Origin of the sequence: Acinetobacter legionensis (assembly GCF_048552295.1) — a bacterium.
Lineage (GTDB): Bacteria > Pseudomonadota > Gammaproteobacteria > Pseudomonadales > Moraxellaceae > Acinetobacter.
Genome location: NZ_JBIMCW010000006.1, coordinates 55,437 through 77,790 on the forward strand (window position 1 = coordinate 55,437; position 22,354 = coordinate 77,790).

A 22,354-nucleotide genomic window follows, 5' to 3' on the forward strand; every position below is an offset into this window, starting at 1 on the left:
TCTTTTTAATTCCAAAAAATCAAAGCGCTTGCGCGCTTTATCATTTATCTTTCATCTCAAACATACTAAATTCAAAGTTGTCTTTAAAGCTGATCTCCTCTGGACGTTGTTGTTCCATTTTATTTTTAAGGATAACCTCTTTATGCCATACAGGTAGAGGCTTTATATTAAGCAATATTCGTCTTGCAATAAAATTACCAAGATCAAAAGGAAAAGAAAATAAAGCAGGAACCCAATTATCATGATAAATAATTCGAAATGATTTCCACGTATCCCGATAACTTTCTTTTGCACCAATGACCTGTTGGCAAAATGTTAATTGCGTAAACGGATCTATTGTTCCATACATCGGATTAGGCTTTGGATACAATTCTTCTGGCCCTTTATGCATAAAATGACATATAAATGACCATAAGCCTTGGGTACGGAATATACCCATCATCGGGAAGCCAATGACGAAAGTATGTTTTAACAGACCACCTTCAACAATATGCGCTCTAAGCTCTCTTAAAGGTGCACCTGAAAGACCAAAGCTATTCCCCATCACATAAACCACATCTTTCCAATCTCGCTCGATATACTCAGCATCAGTTAAATAAAAAAATACTTTGCCTGTTTTTCGGTTAAACAAGATCGGTTTACATATTGGCTTTTTATAATCATATTTAAAGAAAGGATTCAAAAATGCGTATAGTGGTAAAAAGAAGGTAATCAATGCAGAAATAACGACAAATATTGAAAAATAAATAGACTCGTTAGGACCTCCACCAAGTGTAAAATACAAATATAGGATATGAAATATTAATAACAATACAGGAAAACATAAAACTAAAAGACTGATTCCTTTCCCTAACCTTGCATAAGATTGATCAATAAGCTCAATATAATCATCATTCATGCTTAGAAAAGACCAGTTATGATTACGTTTAAATTCATCATGAGGATTTAAAATTACATCACCTTTATCTAATTTTGAAAAAGGTATGTTTTCTTTAAACACATCATAACCAAACACATGTTTTTTAATTTTACTTTTCATTATGTAACCATTTTACTGATGCTTCCAAATATTAAGCTCACAAAAAAATATAATTTTCATTTTAATCATTAAAGATCAAAGCGCTTACGCGCTTTATCATTTATCTTTCATCTCAAACATAATAAATTCAAAGTTGTCTTTAAAGCTGATTTCCTCTGGACGTTGTTGTTCCATTTTATTCTTAAGAATGACTTCTTTATTCCATACAGGTAGAGGTTTTATATTGAGCAATATTCGTCTTGCAATAAAATTACATACATCGAAAGGATAGGAAAATAAGGCAGGAACCCAGTTATCATGATAAATGATTCGAAATGACTTCCATGTATCTCGATAACTTTCTTTTGCTCCAACGACCTGTTGGCAAAACGTTAATTGTGTAAACGGATCTATTGTTCCATACATCGGATTAGGCTTTGGATAAAGTTCTGCTGGTCCTTTATGCATAAAATGACATATAAATGACCATAAGCCTTGGGTATTATCCCAACCAATCATTGGAAAGCCAATAACAAAGGTATGTTTTAACAGGCCATCATCTACAATATGCGCTCTAAGCTCTCTTAAGGTAAATCCTGAAAGACCAAAACTTGTCCCCATAACATAAACAACATCTTTCCAATCTCGCTCGATATACTCAGCATCAGTTAAATAAAAAAATACTTTACCTGTTTTTCGATTAAACAAGATCGGTTTACATAACGGTTTCTTATGATCATATTTAAAGTATGGACTCAAAAAACCATATAAAGTAAAAAACAATAAGAATAAATAAACAAATATAACAAATATATATTTATAAATCCCTTCACTATAAAATGGTTTGATCAACATATACATTAAACAACCAATTAAGAAAAGAACTAAAGGTGATATAAAAACAAACATACTAAGTGATTTACCCAATCTTGCATAAGATTGATCGATCAGTTCAATATAATCATCATTCATTCTTAGAAAAGACCAGTTATGATTGCGTTTAAATTCATCATGAGGATTTAAAAGTACATCACCTTTATCTAATTTTGAAAAAGGTATGTTTTCTTTAAACACATCATAACCAAACACATGTTTTTTAATTTTACTTTTCATCACATTACCGTCTTTAACTGATCTGTTTGCTCGAAGATATCGCTAAATCTTTTCTTTTCAGTATTGGTCGATAGTAGGCATCGTTGTATCCATATTTGAATATTGTTCTCTTTTACAAAATAGGCAATTAAAGAAAGAATGATGCCTAAAGCAATTGCAATCCATCCAAAAGGATTAAGCATAAAAATCATTACTGAGCCTATAATTACACTAACACCACTAGCGGCCAAAATAAAACCATAAGTAGACTCTCCATTAAGACTTGCGTTAACCCCATTATATACATCAAAACCACCAAAAATTAATCCTGCAAATAATCCAAAACCTCGCCAAATTTTTCCTGCTAAAACGCTTCTATCATCTGTAGTGAGTTTTAAAATAAAACTATTCATTGACTTTAACAGCCGAGATTGTGACGTGATTTTATCACTTGAATTCAACAGTGCGCCCACTGCTTCTACAGTGGACATGGTTAGACCAATCACAGCAGCACTTCTGCGACCAACTTTTTCATATTTATTGTCAAAACTTTGACTAAAAACAGTACAAATTGCCCAGCCTTGTAAACCAACAATTGCGACTTTAATCATAAAGAATTTAAAATAATCTGAGCTTGGGCTTGGCTCTATGGCATCTTCAGCAATAACGCTCACATTCATCGTACTTTGTTTTTTTAATAACTCAGCATGCTTTTTTACAGCCTCTCTAAAATTTTTCGGTAAATTTTTCTCAAACTCAGGATTTACTTCTAAACGAGGCACATCGATATATTTAAGATGTTTGTATTTATCATATAGATAGTTCCAATCACTATTTTTTATAACATTTCCTAGACCATTATCTTTGCCGACGATATTTTGATGTGATCTATAATAATTTCGCATTTTCGAGTTAAAATCGCTTTTGCTCGTAAAAGTAATACGTTCAGACTTGACTTCTGACAAACTAAACATTGAAATCATCAAGGGTTGTAATGGATGAGCGGCTAAAGCATTGGGCGGTGTTAAGCCTGTGATGTTTAAAAAGGCTTTGCTGATATTCGTCAACAATGTAAATTTTAATTCTTCCGTTCGAGCTGTACTTAAAAAGCCATGAAAGGAATTGATGAAATCCCCAAAAGGCTGTGTAGCAAAAGCTCCATTTAAATTAGTCAGCGACCATTTATTAATTTGTTCATTTAACTTTTGACGAAGTCCATTTGAATTTAAAGCAAGAAAATTTAAAAAATAATTATTAGGATCTCGAGTGTTATATAAGTACTGCCCCATGTATTTATTCATTTTTGGACATAATTTGCTACTTTCTAAAACTAGATTGACACACATGCCAAGAGAAACACCATCAACTAAATTATCTTTTTCTTGGTTAAAGAAAAAATGGTCCGCAATTACGCTTTCCTTAAGAAACTCCTGACCTATTCCATCGAGCGTATCCGCATAGCCTGCCTGCACTTGTTTTTTCTGCTTAAGCGTGGCTAAACCTGCATTAAATCTATTTGAATCAATATGCTGGACATATTCTGTATTCCATTCTTGATTTTTTACTTTTTGTTCTGCTGCTTTTTGGGCTCGCTCCTTAGCATTGAGTTCTTCTGTTGTTTTTTTATCATCCCACACGTTCTCAATGAGTCCACCAATCATTGCTCCTTGCCCACCATACATACGAATTTTTTGTTTCGCTTCCTCATTTCTTTTTAATTCGTCATTGGTAAAGTAAGGATAATCATTAATCCCAAAGTTATTTTTTAACACTTCTAATGTATTTACGGTTTTTTCATCATCAGTATAATCTTCGTCACTCATCATTTGATTTGCAACTTGAGCTGAAATATCCATCACTACGCCAACAGGGTCATCAATCGCAAATACAGCGCCAAAAAGTATTCTTGCTTTTGCATCATTTGACAAAGCCGCGGTGAGCTCCTCTTTGGTATGCTCTTTAAGAAATGAATCATCCAAACTTGAGTCTGAAAATAATCTATAAGCTAAATTATTAGTTTTAACTTGGTTAATATCTTCATTTTGAGACAAAGTGTTTTCAAGTATATCTTTAGATGTCTTCCCTGACAGATAGGAAAAATACTCTGAATATGAAAATAAATCTTTTGATATATTATTTTTTAACAGACTGTTTTCTAGAGTTCCTTGACCTTTTTCGCCAGCCACCCATTCTGTCTTAGAATCTGCACAAAAACTCTCAATTCCCGTCTGCATTGGAAATGTGCCTTTTGCGTACTGTCCTGCAATAAATTTTTTTACGTCAAATTTATCCATATATTTTTCGTAAAATTCAGGTGACTTGTTTCTCAGCTTCGTTGCTTTGCTCCATGCGTTTTCAGAATATTTGAAATATACAAAAGAGGCTTCATTGGGTTTGGGTACAACGATCGTTAAAGCATTTGCTCTATGCTTAATATTCATGCAAGGCTCATCACCCTGCTCCATTAAAACTAAGGGTCTAGATGAGTAATCTTGATCATAATTTGATTCATTAATACGTTTTAAAAAACCCTTTTCAGAAATTTTATATTCTTGCCATTGATTTAAATGCTTTATGAAAACATATAAAAAACCTTTTCTTAAAGTGCTTCCTTTAAAACCATACTGTTCCATTGATGTTTCAGTTTTATGTTTAGGATAGCTATAACTAGCCTCTGTAGCTGTAACCTCAATCGTAGGCAGGGGCTCAACTTTTACTTCAGGATTATTAGTTGAATCATGACTGGATGCTTCTAAAGCTGACGCGGCTGTTGAAGCTTGCGGACTAGATGGCTTATAGGAGTTAATAAAATTAAACTTGGTTTCTTCTAAACTCGATAAATATTCATCAATCTGTGATTTTATATCTGCTATGTTATATAATTCTTTTTGATTTGCATCGTCATCAAGTGAATTATTTGCACCTGTTGATGAAAATATATAGCGATTCACAAAAATCTTTAAGCCAATATCTCTTTTACAAAAATCACAACTCTTAGAATCCATACACCACCTTATTTTTTAAATTTTCATCATCAATATTTTGTTTTTTAAAAAAATCATCCCACTCAGACGTTGAAAGCTGTTTGCTTGCTTGTTCATAGCCTTTGGGACTTTCTGTTAAACGTTGAAAAAAGTGGGTTTCAAGAAAACTCTCGCCGATTAAATCTGCATGAAAAATGGATGCTACAGCATCATCCTTGGTCAAAATTCCTTTATTTTTTATTAAGTTTGCATAATTAAAAATCTGATTTACTTTCAAAAAGTATGCTGGCAGATCCTCAGTCTTGAATTTTAACTTTTCAAACACTCTATTGTTTACACTGATTTTTTCCAATAAATCATGATCAGGCTGTTGAATAAAATCACCCTCAGATCCAGCGTCAAAGCACAATGTTTCATTTAAGAAATTAAATTCAATATTTTTAAAATATTTATTGATCTATAAAAAATCCTGACTCTCAAAATAATTGAGTAACATCCAAATTTTCGGATCAAAAAACCGATACAAATACTTCTTAGTGCCTACTTCATAGACTAAATTTTGTTTTAAGTGATCAACAATATCAGGTTCTCGAGTTGGAACACTTTTAAACATCATCAGAAAAAAAGGGGAAAGCTCTGCTTTGATCTGATTTTGATCATGTTGCTTTATTTCATCAACAAGCGAAGCATCAACTGAATTTAAGCGCAATAAATACGGAAAAACATGCTGTACATTCTTCGCATAATCTGGTGCTAAAGACTTAAGTTGAGCTTCCACTTCATAAAAATATTGCGCATTTAGATTCGGGTCAATAATGACGTAATCATACTCAATCACCTCTTTTGGATGTATAGGCTCTAATAACATTATGAAAGCTCCACAGAAGCATCACCTTTTGCCGCAGCACCAGAAACACGCATTTCACAAATAGGAAGCTGAGGAATGTCTGAATTAATCTTCGCACCACTGGTAAACTTCTGTTGCCCCGACTTCACCTGAAACAAACCACCTGTAGTTGAAAATACCCCTGAGCCATTAATCTTTAATTCAGAACCATCACCAATCAACTTAATCTCTTTCGGACTAATGATATAAACCGCGTCTTCGGTCGAAATGATTTGAATCCCTTTGCGTGCAATCACATCTGCACCACCATCTTGAGCTTGAAGTTCAACTTTACCTTTTCCAGCAAATAACCTTGCCCCTTCCTGTGCCGCAAAAAGACTGATCTTAGCACTGGCATGCCCAATCAAAGCCTTTTGTGTACTTAGGTTGATACTGTCGCCTGCGGTATGACTGATTTGCCCATCTGCTGAAAGATGAATATCTTCGTTACTGGCAAGTGCAATCGAATTAGGGGAAGCCAACATCATCACCGCAGACTTAAATGCATCTGCTTTTTTCGGATCTTGTTGGTCTAGTGTATTGATAAATCCTTTGATTCTTTCCAACACTTCCAAAGGATCAGTTTGCTGATTCTTGGCAACTTCACTTAAGGCTTTAGAGTTATTTAGGCTGCTTTCTAACTGACTTTTGGCGGCGGTCGCATCAAGATGATTGCCTGAAGCTGAATCTTGAGCATAGGTACTGAGTAGTAGACCTTGCCCTGCACGTACTGCACCCCATTGGTCTGTTCTTAGTTCAAAGCCTTCACCTCGTCCTTCACTGGTCTCGGTTTCTTTAGGATGACTCAGATTACCGAGGTTAAGTTGACTCGCACCGTGACTACTTTGTAGCTGACTGCTGATTTGGTCTGTGGTATCGTCAAATCTAAGCTGGCCATAGCCACTGCCTTTAACTTCTCGACTTTTGATCCCTGCCAGTTTTTTAGTATCAGGCAATTGGCCTTTGTCATCAAATTTCGTTGGGCTACGTTGTGCTTCATGGATACGCCCCACCACAAATGGTCGATCGATATTGCCATCAAAGAAATCTATCACGACAATCTCACCAATCCTCGGCAAGAACCGTGCACCATAGCCTTCACCTGCCCACGGGGTCAGTACATCCACCCAAGCGGAATCGGTGTCGTTGTCATTGCTCCCTGCACCACCATCATGACTGTGGTCTTCATTTCGGGTAAATAGGAAGCGAACTTTAATACGTCCCCATTCATCGACATGGATTTCTTCTCCACTTGGCCCAACCACTTTGGCACGTTGTGGATGGGTACTTGGACGGTGTTGTAGTGGGTGGTATTCAGGAACAGTGGTGATATTACGGCGTTGTAGTACCAATTGATTGGCTTGGCGTTCTGGGTTATTTGAATCTGCTTTATTTTCATTTACCCAATTGCTTTGTTGGAGCAAGCGATTGATTTGTTCATTCAGATCTTTGGGTAAGTTGTTCTGGTTATAGAATGTCTTTGACGTGATCAGAAATTCTTTGTCTGAGCCACTGTGTTGGTCTATTTCTGGGTGTTCATTCAATTCAAACCAATACCCCACTTGCGCATCACGTACAGTGGAGTTGGCAACAAATTGCTTGGATTGAGCATCATAGTAATGACTGAGGTTTTGGTTGATCTTTTCAATCTGATTGTTATTTGAAGCGGTTGCTTGATCTTCACCATTCAGGTCTTGAATCCATGCTGGACTGATATGCCAAGCTTGTTCTAAACCAAGACTGGCATTGTTTTGGTTTTGACTGTGTTGGTGTTTACTTTGAACACTGCCTGCACCCTCTTCTTGCTCTAACACATCTGCTTGCCAGCGTTGTACATGGACAGCAGTGGGTTGTAAGCTGCGTTGTCCAATAAAGCTGGTGATGCTGTCTTGTTGTTCTGTGGCACTGCTACGATGGAAACGAATTTTTCTTCGTTCTAGCACTTTGTATTCGCTGTTGTCATCCACTAAACGCAGTTTTTGTGGTTGAATTTGAGTCGCAGAACTAGGCACAATCAATTGCGCCTCATCAATCAGCCAGTTGATCCCTTCACTGCGCATCAAGCGGGTTAAAAATGCATAGTCACTTTCGTTGCTCTGCATAATGAATGGTCGGATATCGTAGTCTTTTTTAAGACCACTTTTATCGAGGCTTAGACTGGAGGCAAAGAGTGGGCTTTTGTCTTGCCATTCTTTAAACAGCGCTTCTATGACTTGAACAACCGACTTATTCATAAACACTCGGCTATTACGGCGTTTATGCCACAGTGAAGTGGCATCTTCGAGTTTGAGTTTATATAGCGTGAGTGCGCCATCACTTTGCCCTTGTGCGGCTTCAGTAATCACCCCTGTGCTACGAAACAGTTGTCCATGATCTGTGACTTGATCAATCGCCACTTGGCTACCGATAAATTGTTTAAGTGGAATCACAGCCGAAGTGGCAAGGCAAATCAGTTCAATAGACACACCTTGGTTTAGACCATGTTGTCCATCGATGCGTTGTAAGAAGACTTGAGCAGTCAAATCAGGATTGCTAAATTGGATATGCAAGGCTCGTTTTTGCGCAGTCAATCCAAGGTGTTGCAGAGCCGAAAATATATTGGCAAAATTCATTTTCTTATCAAACTTAAAATAATATTAATATTTATGAATATTTAATCAAAAAAAACGATTGAATCCTAGTTTATTGATCGGTTAATTTTTTAAAATTTGTAAAAAAACCTCAATATTCACGTTTTAATATTGAGGTTTATGTCTTTAATTCAATCAGTTAAATAAACTTAACTTTATTCGCTATCCATCATCGACTGGCTCATACCGACCGTATTAAAACCAGCATCGACATACAGAATTTCACCTGTGATCCCATTTGCCCAAGGTGAGCATAGGAATAAGGCTGCATTACCAACGTCTTCAATCGTCACATTACGTTTTAACGGTGCAATTTTTTCATTGGCATCTAACATTTTACGGAAAGATTTAATCCCAGATGCCGCTAAAGTACGGATTGGACCTGCTGAAATTGCATTTACACGGATACCCTCAGCACCTAAGCTTGATGCTAAATAACGTACCCCTGCTTCCAAAGATGCTTTCGCCATACCCATAACATTATAGTTTGGCATAACAGACTCTGAACCTTGGTAAGTTAAAGTCAATAAACAGCCTTGGCGAGCCAACAATAAAGGTTTTGCTGCACGAGCCATAGCAACAAAACTATAAGCACTGATGTCATGAGCAATTTTAAAACCTTCACGATCTGTGACGTCCGTGAAATCACCATCAAGTGTATGCGCAGGTGCAAAGCCGATTGAATGTACAACACCATCCAAACCATCCCAATGCTTTGCTAATTCAGCAAATGCGTGGTCAATCTCAGCATCCACAGCAACATCACAAGGGAAAACTAAAGTAGAACCGAATTGTTCTGCAAAATCATCTACACGTTTTTTTAGTTTATCGTTTGGATAAGTAAATGCGAGTTCTGCACCTTCACGATGTAATGCCTGAGCAATACCAAATGCAATGGATAATTTACTTGCAATACCCGCGATTAAAAAGCGTTTACCTGCCAATAGTCCTTGTGCCATGAAATTCTCACCTGATCAATTTTGTAAGCATAATGCCAAGTCTTGACCCATAACTAAATTGCATAATGCATCTTTTTTTAAAAGTTTACTAAAAACATAAAAAAAGCGCACTGAATCGAGTGCGCCTTTTTAAATCTATCAATCTATATAAAGGGAATAATTAATCATCACCTTGCAACAAGCTCAATAAACGTAAGAATGAATAGTACATCCAGACCAATGTTGCCAATAAAGCGATACCACATAACCATTCATAAGCTTTCGGCGCACGTTGTGCAGCAGCAGATTCAATCAAGTCGAAATCAAGAATCAAATTCAATGATGCAATCACTGCAACAAATGCAGCAAAACCAATACCTAAAATGCTGCTTTCAAATAAGAATGGAATGCTTGAACCAAAAGCCAAACGCATAATGAACTGCACCACAAAAACCAATGCAATTGCGATAGATGCTGAAATTACAATAGATTTAAATTTTTCAGTTGCACGAATAATTTGGAATTTATATAAACCAAGCATCACTAAAGTTGTGATAAATGTAGCTAAAAGTGCTTGTAATGGTACACCCGGAAACTTCAGCTGGAAGATCACTGAAACACCACCCAAGAATGCACCTTCAAAGAATGCATAAGGAATAGCTAAAACACGTGCGGTATTCGGTTTAAATGTAGCAACCAATCCAAGAATCAAACCACCAATTGCACCGACCATTGCGGCAGCATAGGCAATTCCAACATTCATTGTGGTAAAGCTATAGAAAAAAATTCCAACACCGAGTATGGCCGCAATAACAGTCAATAAAACTGATTTTTGAATTGCGCCTTGTACAGTCATTGGCTGTTCATAATCTGCATACGTTTCCGCACGCGTTAAAATTGGGTTATTACTTTGCATAGTCAATCTCTTTGTAATAATTCAAATATATATAAGGATATTAAAACGTTTTTTATGCAAACAATTTGAACTGCTTGCTATTTTTTGTAACGAGTTGTCAGAGGACATCAGCTTTAGTATAGCTTAAAAAACCAAAATGCATAGCAAAAAAAGAGGCTAAAAAGCCTCTTGTTTCAATCTGATATGTAATGAGATTTAACCACTCAGATGATTAATCTTGATTGGCGATAAAGAAATACTGACGATAATATTTAAGTTCAGCAATCGAATCGCGGATATCATCCATTGCCAAATGTGAAGCATTTTTCTTTAAACCGCTCATAATTTCAGGTCTCCAGCGTTTTGCTAACTCTTTCACTGAAGACACGTCCAAATTACGATAATGGAAGAATTGTTCAAGCTCAGGCATTAAACGGTGCATAAAACGGCGATCTTGGCAAATTGAATTACCACACATTGGCGAAGTTTTAGGATTAATCCATTTCTTCAAAAATTCTAAGGTTTGCTGCTCTGCATCTTGCGCTGTGAGTTTACTACGACGTACTCGTTCAATCAGCCCTGACTGACCATGTTGTTTAGTGTTCCACTCATCCATTGCATTGAGGATAACATCTGATTGATGCACTGCGAGTACAGGCCCTTCCGCCAAAATGTTCAAATGATCATCTGTTACAATTGTCGCAATTTCAATGATCTTGTCATTATCTGTATCTAAACCTGTCATCTCTAGGTCGATCCAAATTAAGCGGGTATCCGGAGTGCTGCTCATATAGTGCAATCTTATTAGGCCAATAAAAAATGAATAGTAGCAAATTTCTTGCATCTTCGCTGTAATTCATTCGCCTGTCATGGTATTTTTGCCTTCTCATTTTTAAGGTTTTTAGGATATGAATGGCTTTAATTCGTAAACGTCGTTTAACTGAACAGCAGCAACGCCGCATTCAGAAACAACATAAAACACGTCAAGAAGAAATCGACACTTCCAATGACCTTGAAGGTCTTGTTGTTCAGCATTATGGACGACAACTCGAAGTACAAGCCCTTTCTGTTCCTACTCAACATCCGCAAAAACCCATCGTCAATGAAGGTGATCCAGAGCCCTTTTGGAAACCGATTGAATTAGGCAGTGTTTGGCGCTGTCATACACGAACCAATTTAGAGCTGTTAGTGACGGGCGACAAAGTTCAATGGCAAGCAGATCCCAATACAGGTTTAGGCATCATCACCGCCATTCATCCAAGGACTTCATTGTTAACGCGTCCCGATCGTTATCATAAAGTTAAACCTGTGGCAGCCAATATCAGTTTAATTGTCATCGTCTTTGCAACTCTGCCTGAGCCAGCACCCACGCTGATTGATCGCTATTTAGTGGCATGTGCGGATGCTGATATTCCAGTCCTTTTGGTATTAAACAAATCAGATTTACTCAAAGAAAATGACCCTATTTTAGATCTGATTAAAGAATATCAAGACTTAGGCTATGAAGTACTGATTACTCAGTCTGAAGGTGATATTAGCGAATTAAAGCAACGACTCGACAACGAAACTGTTGCTTTCGTTGGGCAATCAGGTGTCGGCAAAAGTACCTTGATTAATGTCATCGTTCCTGATGCAGAGCAGAAGACCAATATTATTTCTGAAAACTCGGCGCTCGGACAACATACAACGACCTCTACCCGTTTGATTCGTTTTGGTGAAAATGGCGCCTTGATCGACTCGCCCGGCATCCGTGAATTTGGGCTTTGGCATTTGAGCCTAGAAAAGATTGATGCAGGCTTTCCTGAAATTTCGAACTTGATTGGGCATTGCCAATATCGTAATTGCACGCACACGCATGAGAAACAGTGCGCCATTAAAAAAGCGGTAGAAAATGGTGAAATTCTAGCCAGACGACATGAAAGTTATTTACGCTTAATTGAAGAAATCACTGATGCGCAACAAAAAAATTAAATTTCTTCTTTGAGAACCTTGAAGCGGTGATTTTGATCACCATATATATACGCTATACTCGACGCAATTTTTGATTGTAATTAGGTGACTTGTGGAACGTTGGTTTGAGTTTATGGGGAATCACCCCTTCTTATTTGGTATTTTAGGGGTACTGGCGATCTTGTTCTTTATTTTTGAAGGACAACGCAGTGGTCGTAAGATTTCACCACAATCACTTGGTATTTTAGTAAAAGCTAAAAATGCGATGTTGATTGATTTACGCGATGCTAAAGATTTCCGTGAAGGTCATGTGAGTGGCAGCCGCAACATTCCATACAGTCAAATTGCCAGTCACATTGAAGAGTTAAAAACTGCTGACCGTCCTTTAGTATTTATCTGTAACTTAGGTCAAGTTGCAGGAAGTGCTTTGCAACAAGTCGGCCATGCAGACAGCTATCGTCTTGATGGTGGTATCAGTAACTGGAAAGCCCAAGGCTTGCCATTAGTTAAAGCTAAAAAATAAGCTTAAGGAGCTCAACATGACTGCTGAAGTAAAAGTATATTCAACAACTTTTTGCCCATACTGTGTACGTGCGAAATCTCTACTTGAGCGTAAAGGTGTTGCTTTTACCGAAATCAATCTCGATGAAGAAGCACCTGAAGTTAAGACTGAGCTGATCCAGAAAACTCGACACCGTACAGTGCCACAAATTTTTATTAATAATGAATTTATCGGTGGTTTTGACCAGCTTTATGCTTTAGAAAAAGCCGGCAAACTCGATGAGTTACTTGGTTAATCCACAACTTAATTAATGAATCACTTCTTAAAATTTAAGGAATAAAGAATGAGTGAAGAACAACAAGCTCAACCACAACTTGCTTTAGAACGTATTTATACAAAAGACATTTCTTTTGAAGTACCTGGGGCTCAAGTTTTTACCAAAGAATGGCAACCTGAATTAAACATCAACTTGTCTTCTGCTGCTGAAAAAGTGGATGCAACCCACTTTGAAGTGTCTTTAAAAGTTGTTGTTCAAGCGAACAATGCTGGCGATACAGCATTTATCGTCGATGTAACGCAATCAGGTATTTTCTTGATTGATGGTATTGAAGAAGACCGCCTTCCATACATCTTAGGCGCTTACTGCCCGAACATTTTGTTCCCATTCTTGCGTGAAGCAGTTAATGATCTTGTAACGAAAGGTAGCTTCCCTCAATTACTTCTTACGCCAATCAATTTTGATGCAGAGTTTGAAGCAAATATGGAACGTGCCCAAGGCGCTGCTGCTGAAGGCCAAGCTTAATTTCTCAGTAATTAAGTTTAAAAGACCGCGCTATGCGGTCTTTTTTATGTTTGATCAGATAAAATCACTCAAACTTCACAAACGTGGGTGATGCAATTTTTTATAATTTAAACATCACAATAAGCATGAAAAATAACAATGCCATTTACCCCCTTACATTTGGGCTTAGGCGCAAGTTGTAAAGCCATTGCAAATAAAAAATTTAGCTTGTTAATCTTCTTCGGTGTCCAGGTTTTGATGGATATCGAACCTCTAGTTGGTATTATTCAAGGCTGGACCACACTCCATTTATATACTCATAATTTACTTGGTGCTTTGTTGATTGCTTTGCTTGCAGTCCCCATAGGTAAAGTGATGAGTGAGTTTTGCTTACGCAACTTATTTAAACAAGCAAACTGGCAGATCACATGGCAAGTGGCGACAGTCAGTGCCTTGGTCGGTAGTTTTAGCCATGTTTTTTTAGATGCTTTGATGCATGCAGATATGTATCCCTTTTATCCGCTGAGTTATTCTCAAGTTTTACTCAACATGATTCCCTACAATTTTATTTTTTATGGGAGTTTAATCAATTTTATTTTTGCCACAATTTTTTGGCTTATCCGTGAGGAAAAATCATGATTCATCGATTGTTCTAAAGGTTAGATTAATCCGAGCCGTATGCACTTTCTTTGTTGGGGCTAAGCGGTGTAACCAATATGTTTGAGTGGTGTCTTTCATGACCAGCAAACTGCCATTTTCGAGAAAAATCTCAATCTTTTCTTGGCTATTTTTATGTTTAAAGGCAAATTTTCGAACCGCACCTAGGCTTAAAGATGCAATTGCGCCATTCTTTTTTAGATCTGTTTCACCATCACTGTGCCATGCCATACCCTCTTCACCCGTATGGTAAAGATTCAGTAAACAAGAATTAAATGTTTCACCCGTAATTAATTCAATCTGTTTTTTCAGTTCGAGTAATTCTTCAGTCCATGGCAAGGCATATTTGGAACTATTTGAATAAGTGTATTCAAAAGCGCGATCTCCATACCAAGCCACTTTCCGTTTGGTGATGATCTTTTTGCCAAAAATAATCGCTTGGTCATTTTGCCATTCAATATGTGCGAGCAATTTCTCAAAATAATCATTGGCGATGGCTTCATCCATAATTTTTCCGAAATAATTCACTATTCCATCTTGTGGAAGCAAATTCTCATGGGGATCGGTTAGAAACTCAAGTTGTTGCATTTTTCCATTTCACATAGGCTGATTTCATACAGTGTCCACACGGGCGATATTGCAATGCCAAGGCTTCAGCTTCACTACTAAAGAATACCCGATTGGTTTTTAACATCCGCTTGCCCGAACCACAGTTTAAACGTCCATAAATTTTTAGCTTTTGATTGCCTGCAAATAAAATTTCAGCATTCCTGATTTTTCGATATAACGCCAAGCGCTCAATATCATCATGCTTAATCATCATTTAACTCACAGCATCATGAAAAATAATCCCCAATGTATAACGCTCCCCTGTATGCACCTGACTGACAGCATGCTTCATATTAACTCGATAATAACCATAAGTGCTTTTCTTGGGTCTAAACTGTGTGGTAAAAATTAACACATCCCCTTGATCAGGTTGTAAAACAATGGCTTTCGACTGTGCTCGTGGTACTTGCTCAGTCAACACCAACTCACCACCGGTAAAATCGGTATTGACTTGACTCAGTACAAATACCATTTGGATCGGAAAATAGACCTCGCCATATAGATCTTGATGTAAGGTATTAAAACCATCTTGCTGATAGTGCAAAATCAAAACAGTGGCTTTATTTTGACCCGCTTGTTGGAATTGTTGTAAAAATTCAAGATATGAATCTGGATAGTGTCGCTCCAACTTTAAAGCATCAGACCAAGCATTGGCGATAGGAACTAGATAGGGATAAAACTGAGTTCGAAGCTGTTGAAGCAAGTTTGGTAATGGATAATTAAAATATTTATACTCGCCATATCCAAAACGATGTTGCTGCATATTGACGGTTTTTCGATACAGTTGTTGATGGTTGTAATGACTTTTAATCAACTCACACAATTCATCAGATAAAAAGTCTTTAAGGATTGAGTAGCCTTGCGTATGCATCTGAGCACGGATTGTCTCCCAATCTAAACCCTCAATTTTATTGAGCAATGCTGTTGCTTGTTGTGGATTAAACGCTGTCATGTACTTGTACACCTTCCCAACCAATCATTGCGGCTTTACGTGTTTTACCCCAATGGTATTCACCTAAAACACCTGTCGCTTGGATCACACGATGACAGGGAATTAAAAAAGCCACTGGGTTACTGCCAATCGCAGTACCAACCGCACGGAAAGCTTTGGGATTTCCAATCTGTTCAGCAAGGTTCGCATAGGTCGCCACTTGCCCCATCGGGATTTTAAGCAAACTTTCCCAAACTTTAAGCTGAAAATCAGTACCTTTTAGATGTAGCTTAATTTGGTTCCATGGTTTTTGTTCAGATGAGAAAATGGCCAAAGCATGTTCATGCAAGGCATCTGCTTGCTGATAAAATCTTGCTTTAGGAAATTTTTCAACGAGTGCGCTATAAGCATCTTGCTCATGCTCGACAAAAGACATAAAGCAAATCCCTTTGGCTGTTGATGCCACTAAAACGGTTCCAAAACGTGTTTCAGCATACTGGTAGTGGATGGTTAAGTTTTCTCCGCCACTTTTGTATTCAGCAGGTGTCATCCCTTCAATTTGTATAAATAGATCATGCAAACGACTGGTGCTTGATAGTCCTGTGTCATAAGTCGCATCAAATACCGAATGCTCTTGTTTTAACAAGTTTTTTGCATGTTCAATACTAATATATTGCAAGAACTTCTTCGGACTGGTTCCAGCCCATTCTGTAAATAAACGTTGAAAATGTGCAGGGCTTAAATGAATATGCGCAGCCACCTCATCTAAATTCGGTTGTGCTTTAAAATTGTGTTTAATGTATTCAATGGCTTTTGCAATACGTTCAAACTGATTGTGCTGTTGCATCGCATTTCTCCTCACTTTTCTACATCTAACTTAACAGTTGTTATGCAATGAGCAAATCCGAATCGTGCTGAGTTTAGTGATTCAATATCGTTTAAAAATCTCCTCACAATAAAAAACCGTTAGTCATTAAAACTAACGGTTTTGTGCTTTCAAATGAATCGATTACTGATAGATCTTATGCCCTTGATCACGTATTTCAGCAATTTTCTTGCCTTCCATTTTTGCATGATCTAAATGACCACCTTTGACTAGCGCTTGAGTCTTATCAATTTGCGCAATCAATTGATCATATAACTGAGTCGAAGTTGGTGCACTAGCATCACCACGACCTTTAAGTTTGACTTTTTTAGCGTCCGTTGCAGCAGCACGCATATTATCTAAAGCTTTATTTGCTTCAGCGGCATTATTGGTTTGATTAAATGCTTTATAGTTTTTACCTAATGCCTGCATATTTTGTTGTAGCGTTGCAGCAAAAGTCATTGAGCTGAAACCTAAAGCAGAAATCATCATGATGGTGGCTAAAGTTTTTTTGATCATTATGATCTTCCTTAAAACTGTGGCTATTGTTGGGGGTAAAAAAGCCCATTGTGGCTATTGTCCATTTCCAAGATTAAACATAGTTTAAAAGCACAAAAAATAGCAAATAAAAATGCAACGAATTCGTTGCATTTTTATATTCAAACATAACCTGAAAAACTCTTAAATTGGTTCAATCTCATGGTGTAAAGCATCGTGGATCGCTTCAACCAACTGTTGTGCAATTTCTTGTTTCGAAGCTTTCTCTAAATCACGCTTTTCCATCTGGTACTGTTCTGCAAAAAACACGGTCATCGCATTTTGATCAGAAGCAAAACCAATATCAGCCCGCGAGACATCATTGCAGGCAATCATATCGAGTTTTTTTGCAACGAGTTTTCCTGCTGCATATTCCTCTACATTACGAGTTTCAGCCGCAAAACCCACCATAAATGGGCGCTTTGACTGTTGCGCAATGGTCGCCACAATATCAGGGTTTTTCACCAACGAAACATTCAGCTCATCACCAGCTTTCTTGATCTTATGTTCCGAAACTTCTGCCACACGATAGTCAGCGACAGCCGCAGTTGCAATAAACACGTCACAACCATCCTCAAGCTGATGCATGCTTTCATCAAGCATTTTTATCGCAGAAGAAACATTGATACGACGCACACCATTCGGGGTATCCAAACTGACTGGACCCGCCAGCAACGTCACTTTTGCCCCTGCTGAGTAACAGGCTGCTGCAATAGCAAAGCCCATTTTCCCTGTACTGTGATTGGAAATATAACGTACAGGATCAATCGCTTCACGTGTTGGCCCTGCAGTAATCACCACACGCTTTCCAGCAAGCAAGCCAAACTTTTCAGCAATCGCACGTTGTGCTTGATGGAAGTAATTTTTAACTTGTTCTGCTAAATCTTCAGGTTCAGGCATACGCCCTAAACCGACATCCCCACACGCTTGCGAACCCGCTTCAGGCATAATCACATGTACGCCATCTTCAACTAAAGTATTCAGATTCCGTTGTGTCGGCTTAGCTGCCCACATTTGTTGATTCATTGCAGGTGCAACCCAAACTGGTGCTTTGGTTGCCAAATACAAGGTACTCAGTAAATCATCAGCTAAACCTGCAGCAAATTTCGCAATGCTGTCGCAACTTGCAGGTGCAACTAAAATTAAATCAGCCCAACGTGCCAATTCAATATGCCCCATTCCCGCTTCTGCTTCAGGATCTAATAATTCAGTATGAACTGGATTTCCCGATAGCGCCTGAAAAGTTAAAGGGGCAATAAATGCCTGTGCACCTTTGGTCATTACCACGCGTACATTAAAGCCATAATCCTTTAAACGACGTACCAGGATTGCACTTTTATAGGCGGCTATACCACCTGTTACAGCGAGGATAATATTTTTATTAGAAAATACGCTGAGATCAAAACTCACTATCAAGCTACCTTTCAGTTGCAGTGGCGCTCACAATATCATTAAATAGTCTATCTCCCAAGTTATTCAAGGGAGAAAAACCAGAACTAAAATAAGTTTAAAATGTGAAAAATAATGAATCAGTCAATCAAACAATGGCCTAAACAAGAACGTCCACGTGAAAGATTACTCTTACAAGGGGCGCACAGTTTATCTGATGCAGAACTACTCGCAATCTTTCTCCGCTCAGGCTCAAAACAACACTCTGCTGTTGAATTAGCACGCTTGCTCATTCAACATTTTGGTCATTTAAATGCTGTATTTGATTCGTCTTTAGATGATTTAAAACAATTTCATGGCATTGGCGAAAGCAAGTATTCACAACTGATGGCAGTGAAAGAACTGGGACGGCGTTACTTGAAACATCAACTGAACCAAGGTTTAGACTTGAGTCGTTCTGATTTAATCCGAGATTATTTACGTTATGAATTGATTGGAGAATTTCAAGAAGTCTTTGCTGTACTCTGCTTAGATAGCCAGTTACGTAAATTGAGTTTTAAAAAACTATTTTATGGATCAGTCAATTACTGCAATATTTCCATCAATCAATTATTACGATATGTCATACAAAAACATGCGACTTTTATCGTTGTTGCCCATAATCACCCTAAAGGTTTTGCCAAGCCTTCACGCGAAGATTACGATTTAACTCAAGAAATATTAAAAGCCTGTCAACTACTTGAAATAGAATTATTGGATCATATGATCATTGCTGCTGAGCAAAGCTACTCCTTTGCTGAACACGGACTCATCAAATCCCAAACTTTCCCTACAAATGTGATTGACAAGCACCTTTGAAGCGGTGAAGATCACTAAAAAATATAGATTTAAAAAGTATGATTGTCCGCGATCAAAACGATACCCTTAAAATATTACTCTCTTGGCGTGGTACGATTTTACCTAAAGTGCTACCACCGCTTGGTTTTGTGATGCTCATTTCTGCAATTGTCGGTGGCATTGAGTATACCAATTTATATCGTTTTCCAGAATTACCCTTGGTTGGCTTTACCCTGATTGGTGTGGTGCTCTCTATTTTTCTCGGCTTTAAAAATACTGCCTGTTATGACCGTTGGTGGGAAGCCCGTAAACTTTGGGGGATGCTGATCGCCAACGCACGACACTTTGACCGTGATTGCCGTATTTTTCCTCAAGGGCGCCGTGAACGGATCATCCAACATGTAATTGTATTTGCAAACTTATTAAGAGATCGCCTAAGACATCAAACTGCAAATCCAGATGCGTTGGTAGAAACCAGTGGTATGAGTCAACAGGCACTGACACAATTGTATCAACAAACAAATGCGCCTCAATACACGCTGAGTTTGATCCAATGGGAATTGATGCAAGCGCTCAAAGAAGGCGAAATTTCTGACATTATCTATACCCAATTAAATGAACATGTGAATGAGTTAAGTTTGGTACAAACCGGTTGTGACCGTATTGCAACCACACCTTTACCTTTTGCTTATTCAGTTTTATTGAATCGTACGGTCTATTTTTTCTGCTTTATGTTGCCCTTTAGCTTAGGATCATTACTGGGCTTAGCAACACCTTTGCTGGTGGGTATTTTAGCTTATACTTTTCTAGGGCTAGATGCTTTAAGTACCGAGATAGAAGAACCCTTTGGTACGCAAAGTAATGATTTACCTTTAGATTCGATGGTGCGAATGATTGAAATTGAATTATTGGGAACTCTAGGAAAACCAACTCCCCCACCGATTCAAGCCCATGATCACAATTTGCTTTAACGCATCAGTTTCTGATTTTTCTTTTTTATAGAGACATTAACGGCCGAACACTGAAAATGAAATATGTGGTTATCTTTAAGGCACAGATCAATACGCTTGATCAACGGTATTTTCAAACTGCACAACTTTTACGAGAGAAAGCCTTAAGCCAGTTTAACTGTCAAAAATTTGAGTCTCTTTGTGAAAAAGACTTTGAAGTTGCGCTTTCTTATTGGAATACTCTTGAAGATATCCATGCTTGGCATAAAGATGCAGAACATCAAGCTGCCCAACGAATTGGCAAACAACAATGGTATAAAAAATTTAGTGTTGAAATTTGTGAAATCACAAGATCATATTAAAGAAAACGACTAAAATTAATCCGCCAAATATAATTATAAAAGGGATTTTGGTATGTCAGAATTATTCCAACTTATTTTGCATGGTGAATGTAAGGCGTTACTAGAAAAAATCACCCCTGATAACATCAATCAACAGCTTGATGGCTCATCTTTACTGATGTACGCCTTGCAACACCAACAAGATGATATCGCACTCAAACTGATTGAACTTGGAATTGATGTCAACTTACAAAATAGCAAAGGACAGACAGCTCTACACTTCATCGCTGTCTATAAAAATAATATTCATGTCGCCCAAGCAATCATTGACCACGGTGCAGATTTAGCATTGCAAGACAGTTCAGGAAATATTTCACTGTGGACTGCGCTTTATAACGCACAACATCATTATGAATTGGTTAAATTATTACTTGAACATGGTGCAAATTTAAACAGTAAAAATCGGACAGCAAAAAGTCCTTATGATTTAGCATTGTTAATGAAGTTTCCTGAAGGCATTGCTTTGGTTGAGCAATATCAAACCCATCATCACTAACCAATATAAAGATCAGTTTTTATTGTTTTTAAAATGAGTCTTTCTAAAAAAATAAGCACAACCATTCATTTCTACACCATTCAATCAGTGGACTTCAAATTCAGATTCAGCTGGGTCAAAACGCCAAGTACGCACAATCCTCAGTTCAGAGATATCTTTCATTTTTGAGTCAAAACGTCCAAAAGGTGCACCTTTACGCACTGAGTTTTTGGCGGCTTCATCGAGGATTGAATGACCTGAGCTTTCAATCAATCGTATAGCACGAATCCCACCTTCATTATTGAGAATGACCATTAAACGGACTTCCCCCGAAAGACGCTGCTGTTTGGCAAGATCTGGGTAATATCGGTTTCCATACATTTCAACTTTTTCACGAAATTTATCTAAATATCCAGCAGATGCATCTTGCTTGGCTTGAATACCATCTAAGGTTTTAATTTTTTGTTGTTTACTAAAATTTTGTTGTTTCTGTAAATATTGAGCTTCTAGACTCGCCACCATTGCCGTTTTAGCTTGCATCTGGCTCTGCAACTCTTCCATGGCCTTTTTGCGATCATTCTGTTCCGCTTGCTTTTGCCAGCTAAGAACCGTCATTAATACTTTTTCTTCGAATTTCAATTCTCTTTTTTGCTGAATTTGTTCTAAAGCTTCGAGTTGCTGATCACCCGAACTCTTATCTTCTGCTTGCGCTGGCATATCACTTGAAATACGATGCTCTTTACGGAATGTTCCTGAACCCTGCTGATTTGATTGCGCTAAAAAGTCTGCATCTTTAACTTCGTCTTCACTTGGACGAATACTGATTGCGATTTCTTTTGTGCTGGTATTATTTTCTTGGGGCATTCCAAATTGAACAGATAAAAAAAGTACATGTGCAATGACAGCTGCAGAAACAGCTCCAACAAATAATGAGTCTTGCCACCAATACTCAGAATGCTCTGTATTGGCAAATAATTTTTTTATCATGACATTAATCCGACAAAATTCCCCAATCGCCAAATTTAAA

General features: G+C 37.7%; 25 protein-coding genes. 9 read left to right on the plus strand and 16 right to left on the minus strand.

Annotation, left to right across the window (positions count from 1 at the left end):
• Positions 1-40: 40 nt before the first annotated feature.
• The 9 genes from ACG916_RS06485 to orn form a co-directional block, all read right to left on the minus strand.
• Positions 41-1,039, minus strand: coding sequence for a DUF6708 domain-containing protein (locus ACG916_RS06485; RefSeq protein ID WP_419327677.1), 999 nt, complete (start codon positions 1,037-1,039; stop codon positions 41-43).
• A 96-nt stretch (positions 1,040-1,135) separates the two neighbouring features.
• Entirely contained in the window at positions 1,136-2,131 is a 996-nt protein-coding gene (locus ACG916_RS06490; protein ID WP_419327678.1) for a DUF6708 domain-containing protein, read from the minus strand.
• Complete coding sequence (locus ACG916_RS06495; protein WP_419327679.1) at positions 2,131-5,115, minus strand: T6SS effector BTH_I2691 family protein; 2,985 nt, start codon at positions 5,113-5,115, stop codon at positions 2,131-2,133. The genes ACG916_RS06490 and ACG916_RS06495 overlap by 1 nt, the downstream gene beginning before the upstream one ends.
• Entirely contained in the window at positions 5,105-5,446 is a 342-nt protein-coding gene (locus tag ACG916_RS06500) for a hypothetical protein (RefSeq protein WP_419327680.1), read from the minus strand. Before ACG916_RS06500 ends, ACG916_RS06495 begins: the two co-directional genes overlap by 11 nt.
• Before the next feature lie 105 nt (positions 5,447-5,551).
• Positions 5,552-5,962, minus strand: a complete 411-nt coding sequence (locus tag ACG916_RS06505) for a hypothetical protein (protein WP_419327681.1) — start codon at positions 5,960-5,962, stop codon at positions 5,552-5,554.
• Positions 5,962-8,592 carry a type VI secretion system Vgr family protein gene (locus ACG916_RS06510; RefSeq protein WP_419327682.1) on the minus strand — a complete coding sequence of 877 codons (2,631 nt, stop codon included), beginning with the start codon at positions 8,590-8,592 and terminating at the stop codon, positions 5,962-5,964. The genes ACG916_RS06505 and ACG916_RS06510 overlap by 1 nt, the downstream gene beginning before the upstream one ends.
• A gap of 173 nt (positions 8,593-8,765) precedes the next feature.
• The gene (locus tag ACG916_RS06515) at positions 8,766-9,569 is read right to left on the minus strand and encodes an enoyl-ACP reductase FabI (protein ID WP_004725837.1); all 804 of its coding nucleotides are present in this window, start codon (positions 9,567-9,569) and stop codon (positions 8,766-8,768) included.
• 160 nt (positions 9,570-9,729) lie between these two features.
• Positions 9,730-10,464, minus strand: a complete 735-nt coding sequence (locus tag ACG916_RS06520; RefSeq protein ID WP_419327683.1) for a Bax inhibitor-1/YccA family protein — start codon at positions 10,462-10,464, stop codon at positions 9,730-9,732.
• Between the two features lie 211 nt (positions 10,465-10,675).
• A complete protein-coding gene (orn, locus tag ACG916_RS06525; RefSeq protein ID WP_004725833.1) occupies positions 10,676-11,233 on the minus strand; it encodes an oligoribonuclease in 558 nt (185 codons plus the stop codon).
• Positions 11,234-11,355: 122 nt separating this feature from the next.
• On the opposite strand from orn, the gene rsgA reads away from it, so the two are divergent.
• From rsgA to ACG916_RS06550, 5 genes are all read left to right on the plus strand, one after another.
• Positions 11,356-12,414 carry a small ribosomal subunit biogenesis GTPase RsgA gene (gene rsgA / locus ACG916_RS06530; RefSeq protein WP_004725830.1) on the plus strand — a complete coding sequence of 353 codons (1,059 nt, stop codon included), beginning with the start codon at positions 11,356-11,358 and terminating at the stop codon, positions 12,412-12,414.
• Between the two features lie 91 nt (positions 12,415-12,505).
• Positions 12,506-12,916, plus strand: coding sequence for a rhodanese-like domain-containing protein (locus ACG916_RS06535; protein WP_004725828.1), 411 nt, complete (start codon positions 12,506-12,508; stop codon positions 12,914-12,916).
• Positions 12,917-12,932: 16 nt separating this feature from the next.
• Entirely contained in the window at positions 12,933-13,190 is a 258-nt protein-coding gene (gene grxC / locus ACG916_RS06540) for a glutaredoxin 3 (RefSeq protein ID WP_004725827.1), read from the plus strand.
• Between the two features lie 48 nt (positions 13,191-13,238).
• Positions 13,239-13,697 carry a protein-export chaperone SecB gene (gene secB, locus ACG916_RS06545; RefSeq protein ID WP_004725824.1) on the plus strand — a complete coding sequence of 153 codons (459 nt, stop codon included), beginning with the start codon at positions 13,239-13,241 and terminating at the stop codon, positions 13,695-13,697.
• Positions 13,698-13,835: 138 nt separating this feature from the next.
• Positions 13,836-14,315, plus strand: coding sequence for a DUF4184 family protein (locus tag ACG916_RS06550; RefSeq protein WP_419327684.1), 480 nt, complete (start codon positions 13,836-13,838; stop codon positions 14,313-14,315).
• Here the strand turns inward: ACG916_RS06550 and ACG916_RS06555 are convergent.
• The 6 genes from ACG916_RS06555 to coaBC form a co-directional block, all read right to left on the minus strand.
• Positions 14,310-14,921 (minus strand): alpha-ketoglutarate-dependent dioxygenase AlkB family protein, encoded by a 612-nt coding sequence (locus tag ACG916_RS06555; RefSeq protein WP_336953536.1) that lies wholly within the window; start codon positions 14,919-14,921, stop codon positions 14,310-14,312. The genes ACG916_RS06550 and ACG916_RS06555 overlap by 6 nt on opposite strands.
• Entirely contained in the window at positions 14,908-15,153 is a 246-nt protein-coding gene (locus ACG916_RS06560) for an Ada metal-binding domain-containing protein (protein WP_419327727.1), read from the minus strand. Before ACG916_RS06560 ends, ACG916_RS06555 begins: the two co-directional genes overlap by 14 nt.
• 3 nt (positions 15,154-15,156) lie before the next feature.
• Entirely contained in the window at positions 15,157-15,894 is a 738-nt protein-coding gene (locus tag ACG916_RS06565) for a 2OG-Fe(II) oxygenase (protein WP_419368154.1), read from the minus strand.
• Positions 15,881-16,720: a methylated-DNA--[protein]-cysteine S-methyltransferase gene (locus ACG916_RS06570; RefSeq protein ID WP_419327686.1), complete on the minus strand. Its 840-nt coding sequence runs from the start codon at positions 16,718-16,720 to the stop codon at positions 15,881-15,883. Before ACG916_RS06570 ends, ACG916_RS06565 begins: the two co-directional genes overlap by 14 nt.
• A gap of 162 nt (positions 16,721-16,882) precedes the next feature.
• The gene (locus ACG916_RS06575) at positions 16,883-17,257 is read right to left on the minus strand and encodes a cytochrome b562 (protein ID WP_224964319.1); all 375 of its coding nucleotides are present in this window, start codon (positions 17,255-17,257) and stop codon (positions 16,883-16,885) included.
• A gap of 162 nt (positions 17,258-17,419) precedes the next feature.
• Positions 17,420-18,685, minus strand: coding sequence for a bifunctional phosphopantothenoylcysteine decarboxylase/phosphopantothenate--cysteine ligase CoaBC (gene coaBC / locus ACG916_RS06580; protein ID WP_336953532.1), 1,266 nt, complete (start codon positions 18,683-18,685; stop codon positions 17,420-17,422).
• A gap of 114 nt (positions 18,686-18,799) precedes the next feature.
• On the opposite strand from coaBC, the gene radC reads away from it, so the two are divergent.
• The 4 genes from radC to ACG916_RS06600 are packed head-to-tail and all read left to right on the plus strand — an operon-like array spanning position 18,800 to position 21,348.
• Positions 18,800-19,522 carry a RadC family protein gene (gene radC / locus ACG916_RS06585; protein ID WP_336953531.1) on the plus strand — a complete coding sequence of 241 codons (723 nt, stop codon included), beginning with the start codon at positions 18,800-18,802 and terminating at the stop codon, positions 19,520-19,522.
• A gap of 38 nt (positions 19,523-19,560) precedes the next feature.
• Complete coding sequence (locus tag ACG916_RS06590; protein WP_004725806.1) at positions 19,561-20,472, plus strand: bestrophin family protein; 912 nt, start codon at positions 19,561-19,563, stop codon at positions 20,470-20,472.
• A 56-nt stretch (positions 20,473-20,528) separates the two neighbouring features.
• On the plus strand, positions 20,529-20,813 hold the full coding sequence (locus ACG916_RS06595; protein WP_419327687.1) for an antibiotic biosynthesis monooxygenase family protein: 285 nt from the start codon (positions 20,529-20,531) through the stop codon (positions 20,811-20,813).
• A 52-nt stretch (positions 20,814-20,865) separates the two neighbouring features.
• Positions 20,866-21,348: an ankyrin repeat domain-containing protein gene (locus ACG916_RS06600; protein ID WP_336953529.1), complete on the plus strand. Its 483-nt coding sequence runs from the start codon at positions 20,866-20,868 to the stop codon at positions 21,346-21,348.
• Positions 21,349-21,432: 84 nt separating this feature from the next.
• Here the strand turns inward: ACG916_RS06600 and ACG916_RS06605 are convergent, their stop codons facing one another.
• Positions 21,433-22,314, minus strand: a complete 882-nt coding sequence (locus tag ACG916_RS06605) for an energy transducer TonB (RefSeq protein ID WP_419327688.1) — start codon at positions 22,312-22,314, stop codon at positions 21,433-21,435.
• Between the last annotated feature and the right edge of the window lie 40 nt (positions 22,315-22,354).

Bases quoted from the DNA above. Each gene is read 5' to 3' on its own strand.
- ACG916_RS06485 (WP_419327677.1), bottom strand. From the start codon at position 1,039: ATGAAAAGTAAAATTAAAAAACATGTGTTTGGTTATGATGTGTTTAAA.
- ACG916_RS06490 (WP_419327678.1), bottom strand. From the start codon at position 2,131: ATGAAAAGTAAAATTAAAAAACATGTGTTTGGTTATGATGTGTTTAAA.
- ACG916_RS06495 (WP_419327679.1), bottom strand. From the start codon at position 5,115: ATGGATTCTAAGAGTTGTGATTTTTGTAAAAGAGATATTGGCTTAAAG.
- ACG916_RS06505 (WP_419327681.1), bottom strand. From the start codon at position 5,962: ATGTTATTAGAGCCTATACATCCAAAAGAGGTGATTGAGTATGATTAC.
- ACG916_RS06510 (WP_419327682.1), bottom strand. From the start codon at position 8,592: ATGAATTTTGCCAATATATTTTCGGCTCTGCAACACCTTGGATTGACT.
- ACG916_RS06515 (WP_004725837.1), bottom strand. From the start codon at position 9,569: ATGGCACAAGGACTATTGGCAGGTAAACGCTTTTTAATCGCGGGTATT.
- ACG916_RS06520 (WP_419327683.1), bottom strand. From the start codon at position 10,464: ATGCAAAGTAATAACCCAATTTTAACGCGTGCGGAAACGTATGCAGAT.
- orn (WP_004725833.1), bottom strand. From the start codon at position 11,233: ATGAGCAGCACTCCGGATACCCGCTTAATTTGGATCGACCTAGAGATG.
- rsgA (WP_004725830.1), top strand. From the start codon at position 11,356: ATGGCTTTAATTCGTAAACGTCGTTTAACTGAACAGCAGCAACGCCGC.
- grxC (WP_004725827.1), top strand. From the start codon at position 12,933: ATGACTGCTGAAGTAAAAGTATATTCAACAACTTTTTGCCCATACTGT.
- secB (WP_004725824.1), top strand. From the start codon at position 13,239: ATGAGTGAAGAACAACAAGCTCAACCACAACTTGCTTTAGAACGTATT.
- ACG916_RS06550 (WP_419327684.1), top strand. From the start codon at position 13,836: ATGCCATTTACCCCCTTACATTTGGGCTTAGGCGCAAGTTGTAAAGCC.
- ACG916_RS06555 (WP_336953536.1), bottom strand. From the start codon at position 14,921: ATGCAACAACTTGAGTTTCTAACCGATCCCCATGAGAATTTGCTTCCA.
- ACG916_RS06560 (WP_419327727.1), bottom strand. From the start codon at position 15,153: ATGATTAAGCATGATGATATTGAGCGCTTGGCGTTATATCGAAAAATC.
- ACG916_RS06565 (WP_419368154.1), bottom strand. From the start codon at position 15,894: ATGACAGCGTTTAATCCACAACAAGCAACAGCATTGCTCAATAAAATT.
- ACG916_RS06570 (WP_419327686.1), bottom strand. From the start codon at position 16,720: ATGCAACAGCACAATCAGTTTGAACGTATTGCAAAAGCCATTGAATAC.
- ACG916_RS06575 (WP_224964319.1), bottom strand. From the start codon at position 17,257: ATGATCAAAAAAACTTTAGCCACCATCATGATGATTTCTGCTTTAGGT.
- radC (WP_336953531.1), top strand. From the start codon at position 18,800: ATGAATCAGTCAATCAAACAATGGCCTAAACAAGAACGTCCACGTGAA.
- ACG916_RS06590 (WP_004725806.1), top strand. From the start codon at position 19,561: ATGATTGTCCGCGATCAAAACGATACCCTTAAAATATTACTCTCTTGG.
- ACG916_RS06595 (WP_419327687.1), top strand. From the start codon at position 20,529: ATGAAATATGTGGTTATCTTTAAGGCACAGATCAATACGCTTGATCAA.
- ACG916_RS06600 (WP_336953529.1), top strand. From the start codon at position 20,866: ATGTCAGAATTATTCCAACTTATTTTGCATGGTGAATGTAAGGCGTTA.
- ACG916_RS06605 (WP_419327688.1), bottom strand. From the start codon at position 22,314: ATGATAAAAAAATTATTTGCCAATACAGAGCATTCTGAGTATTGGTGG.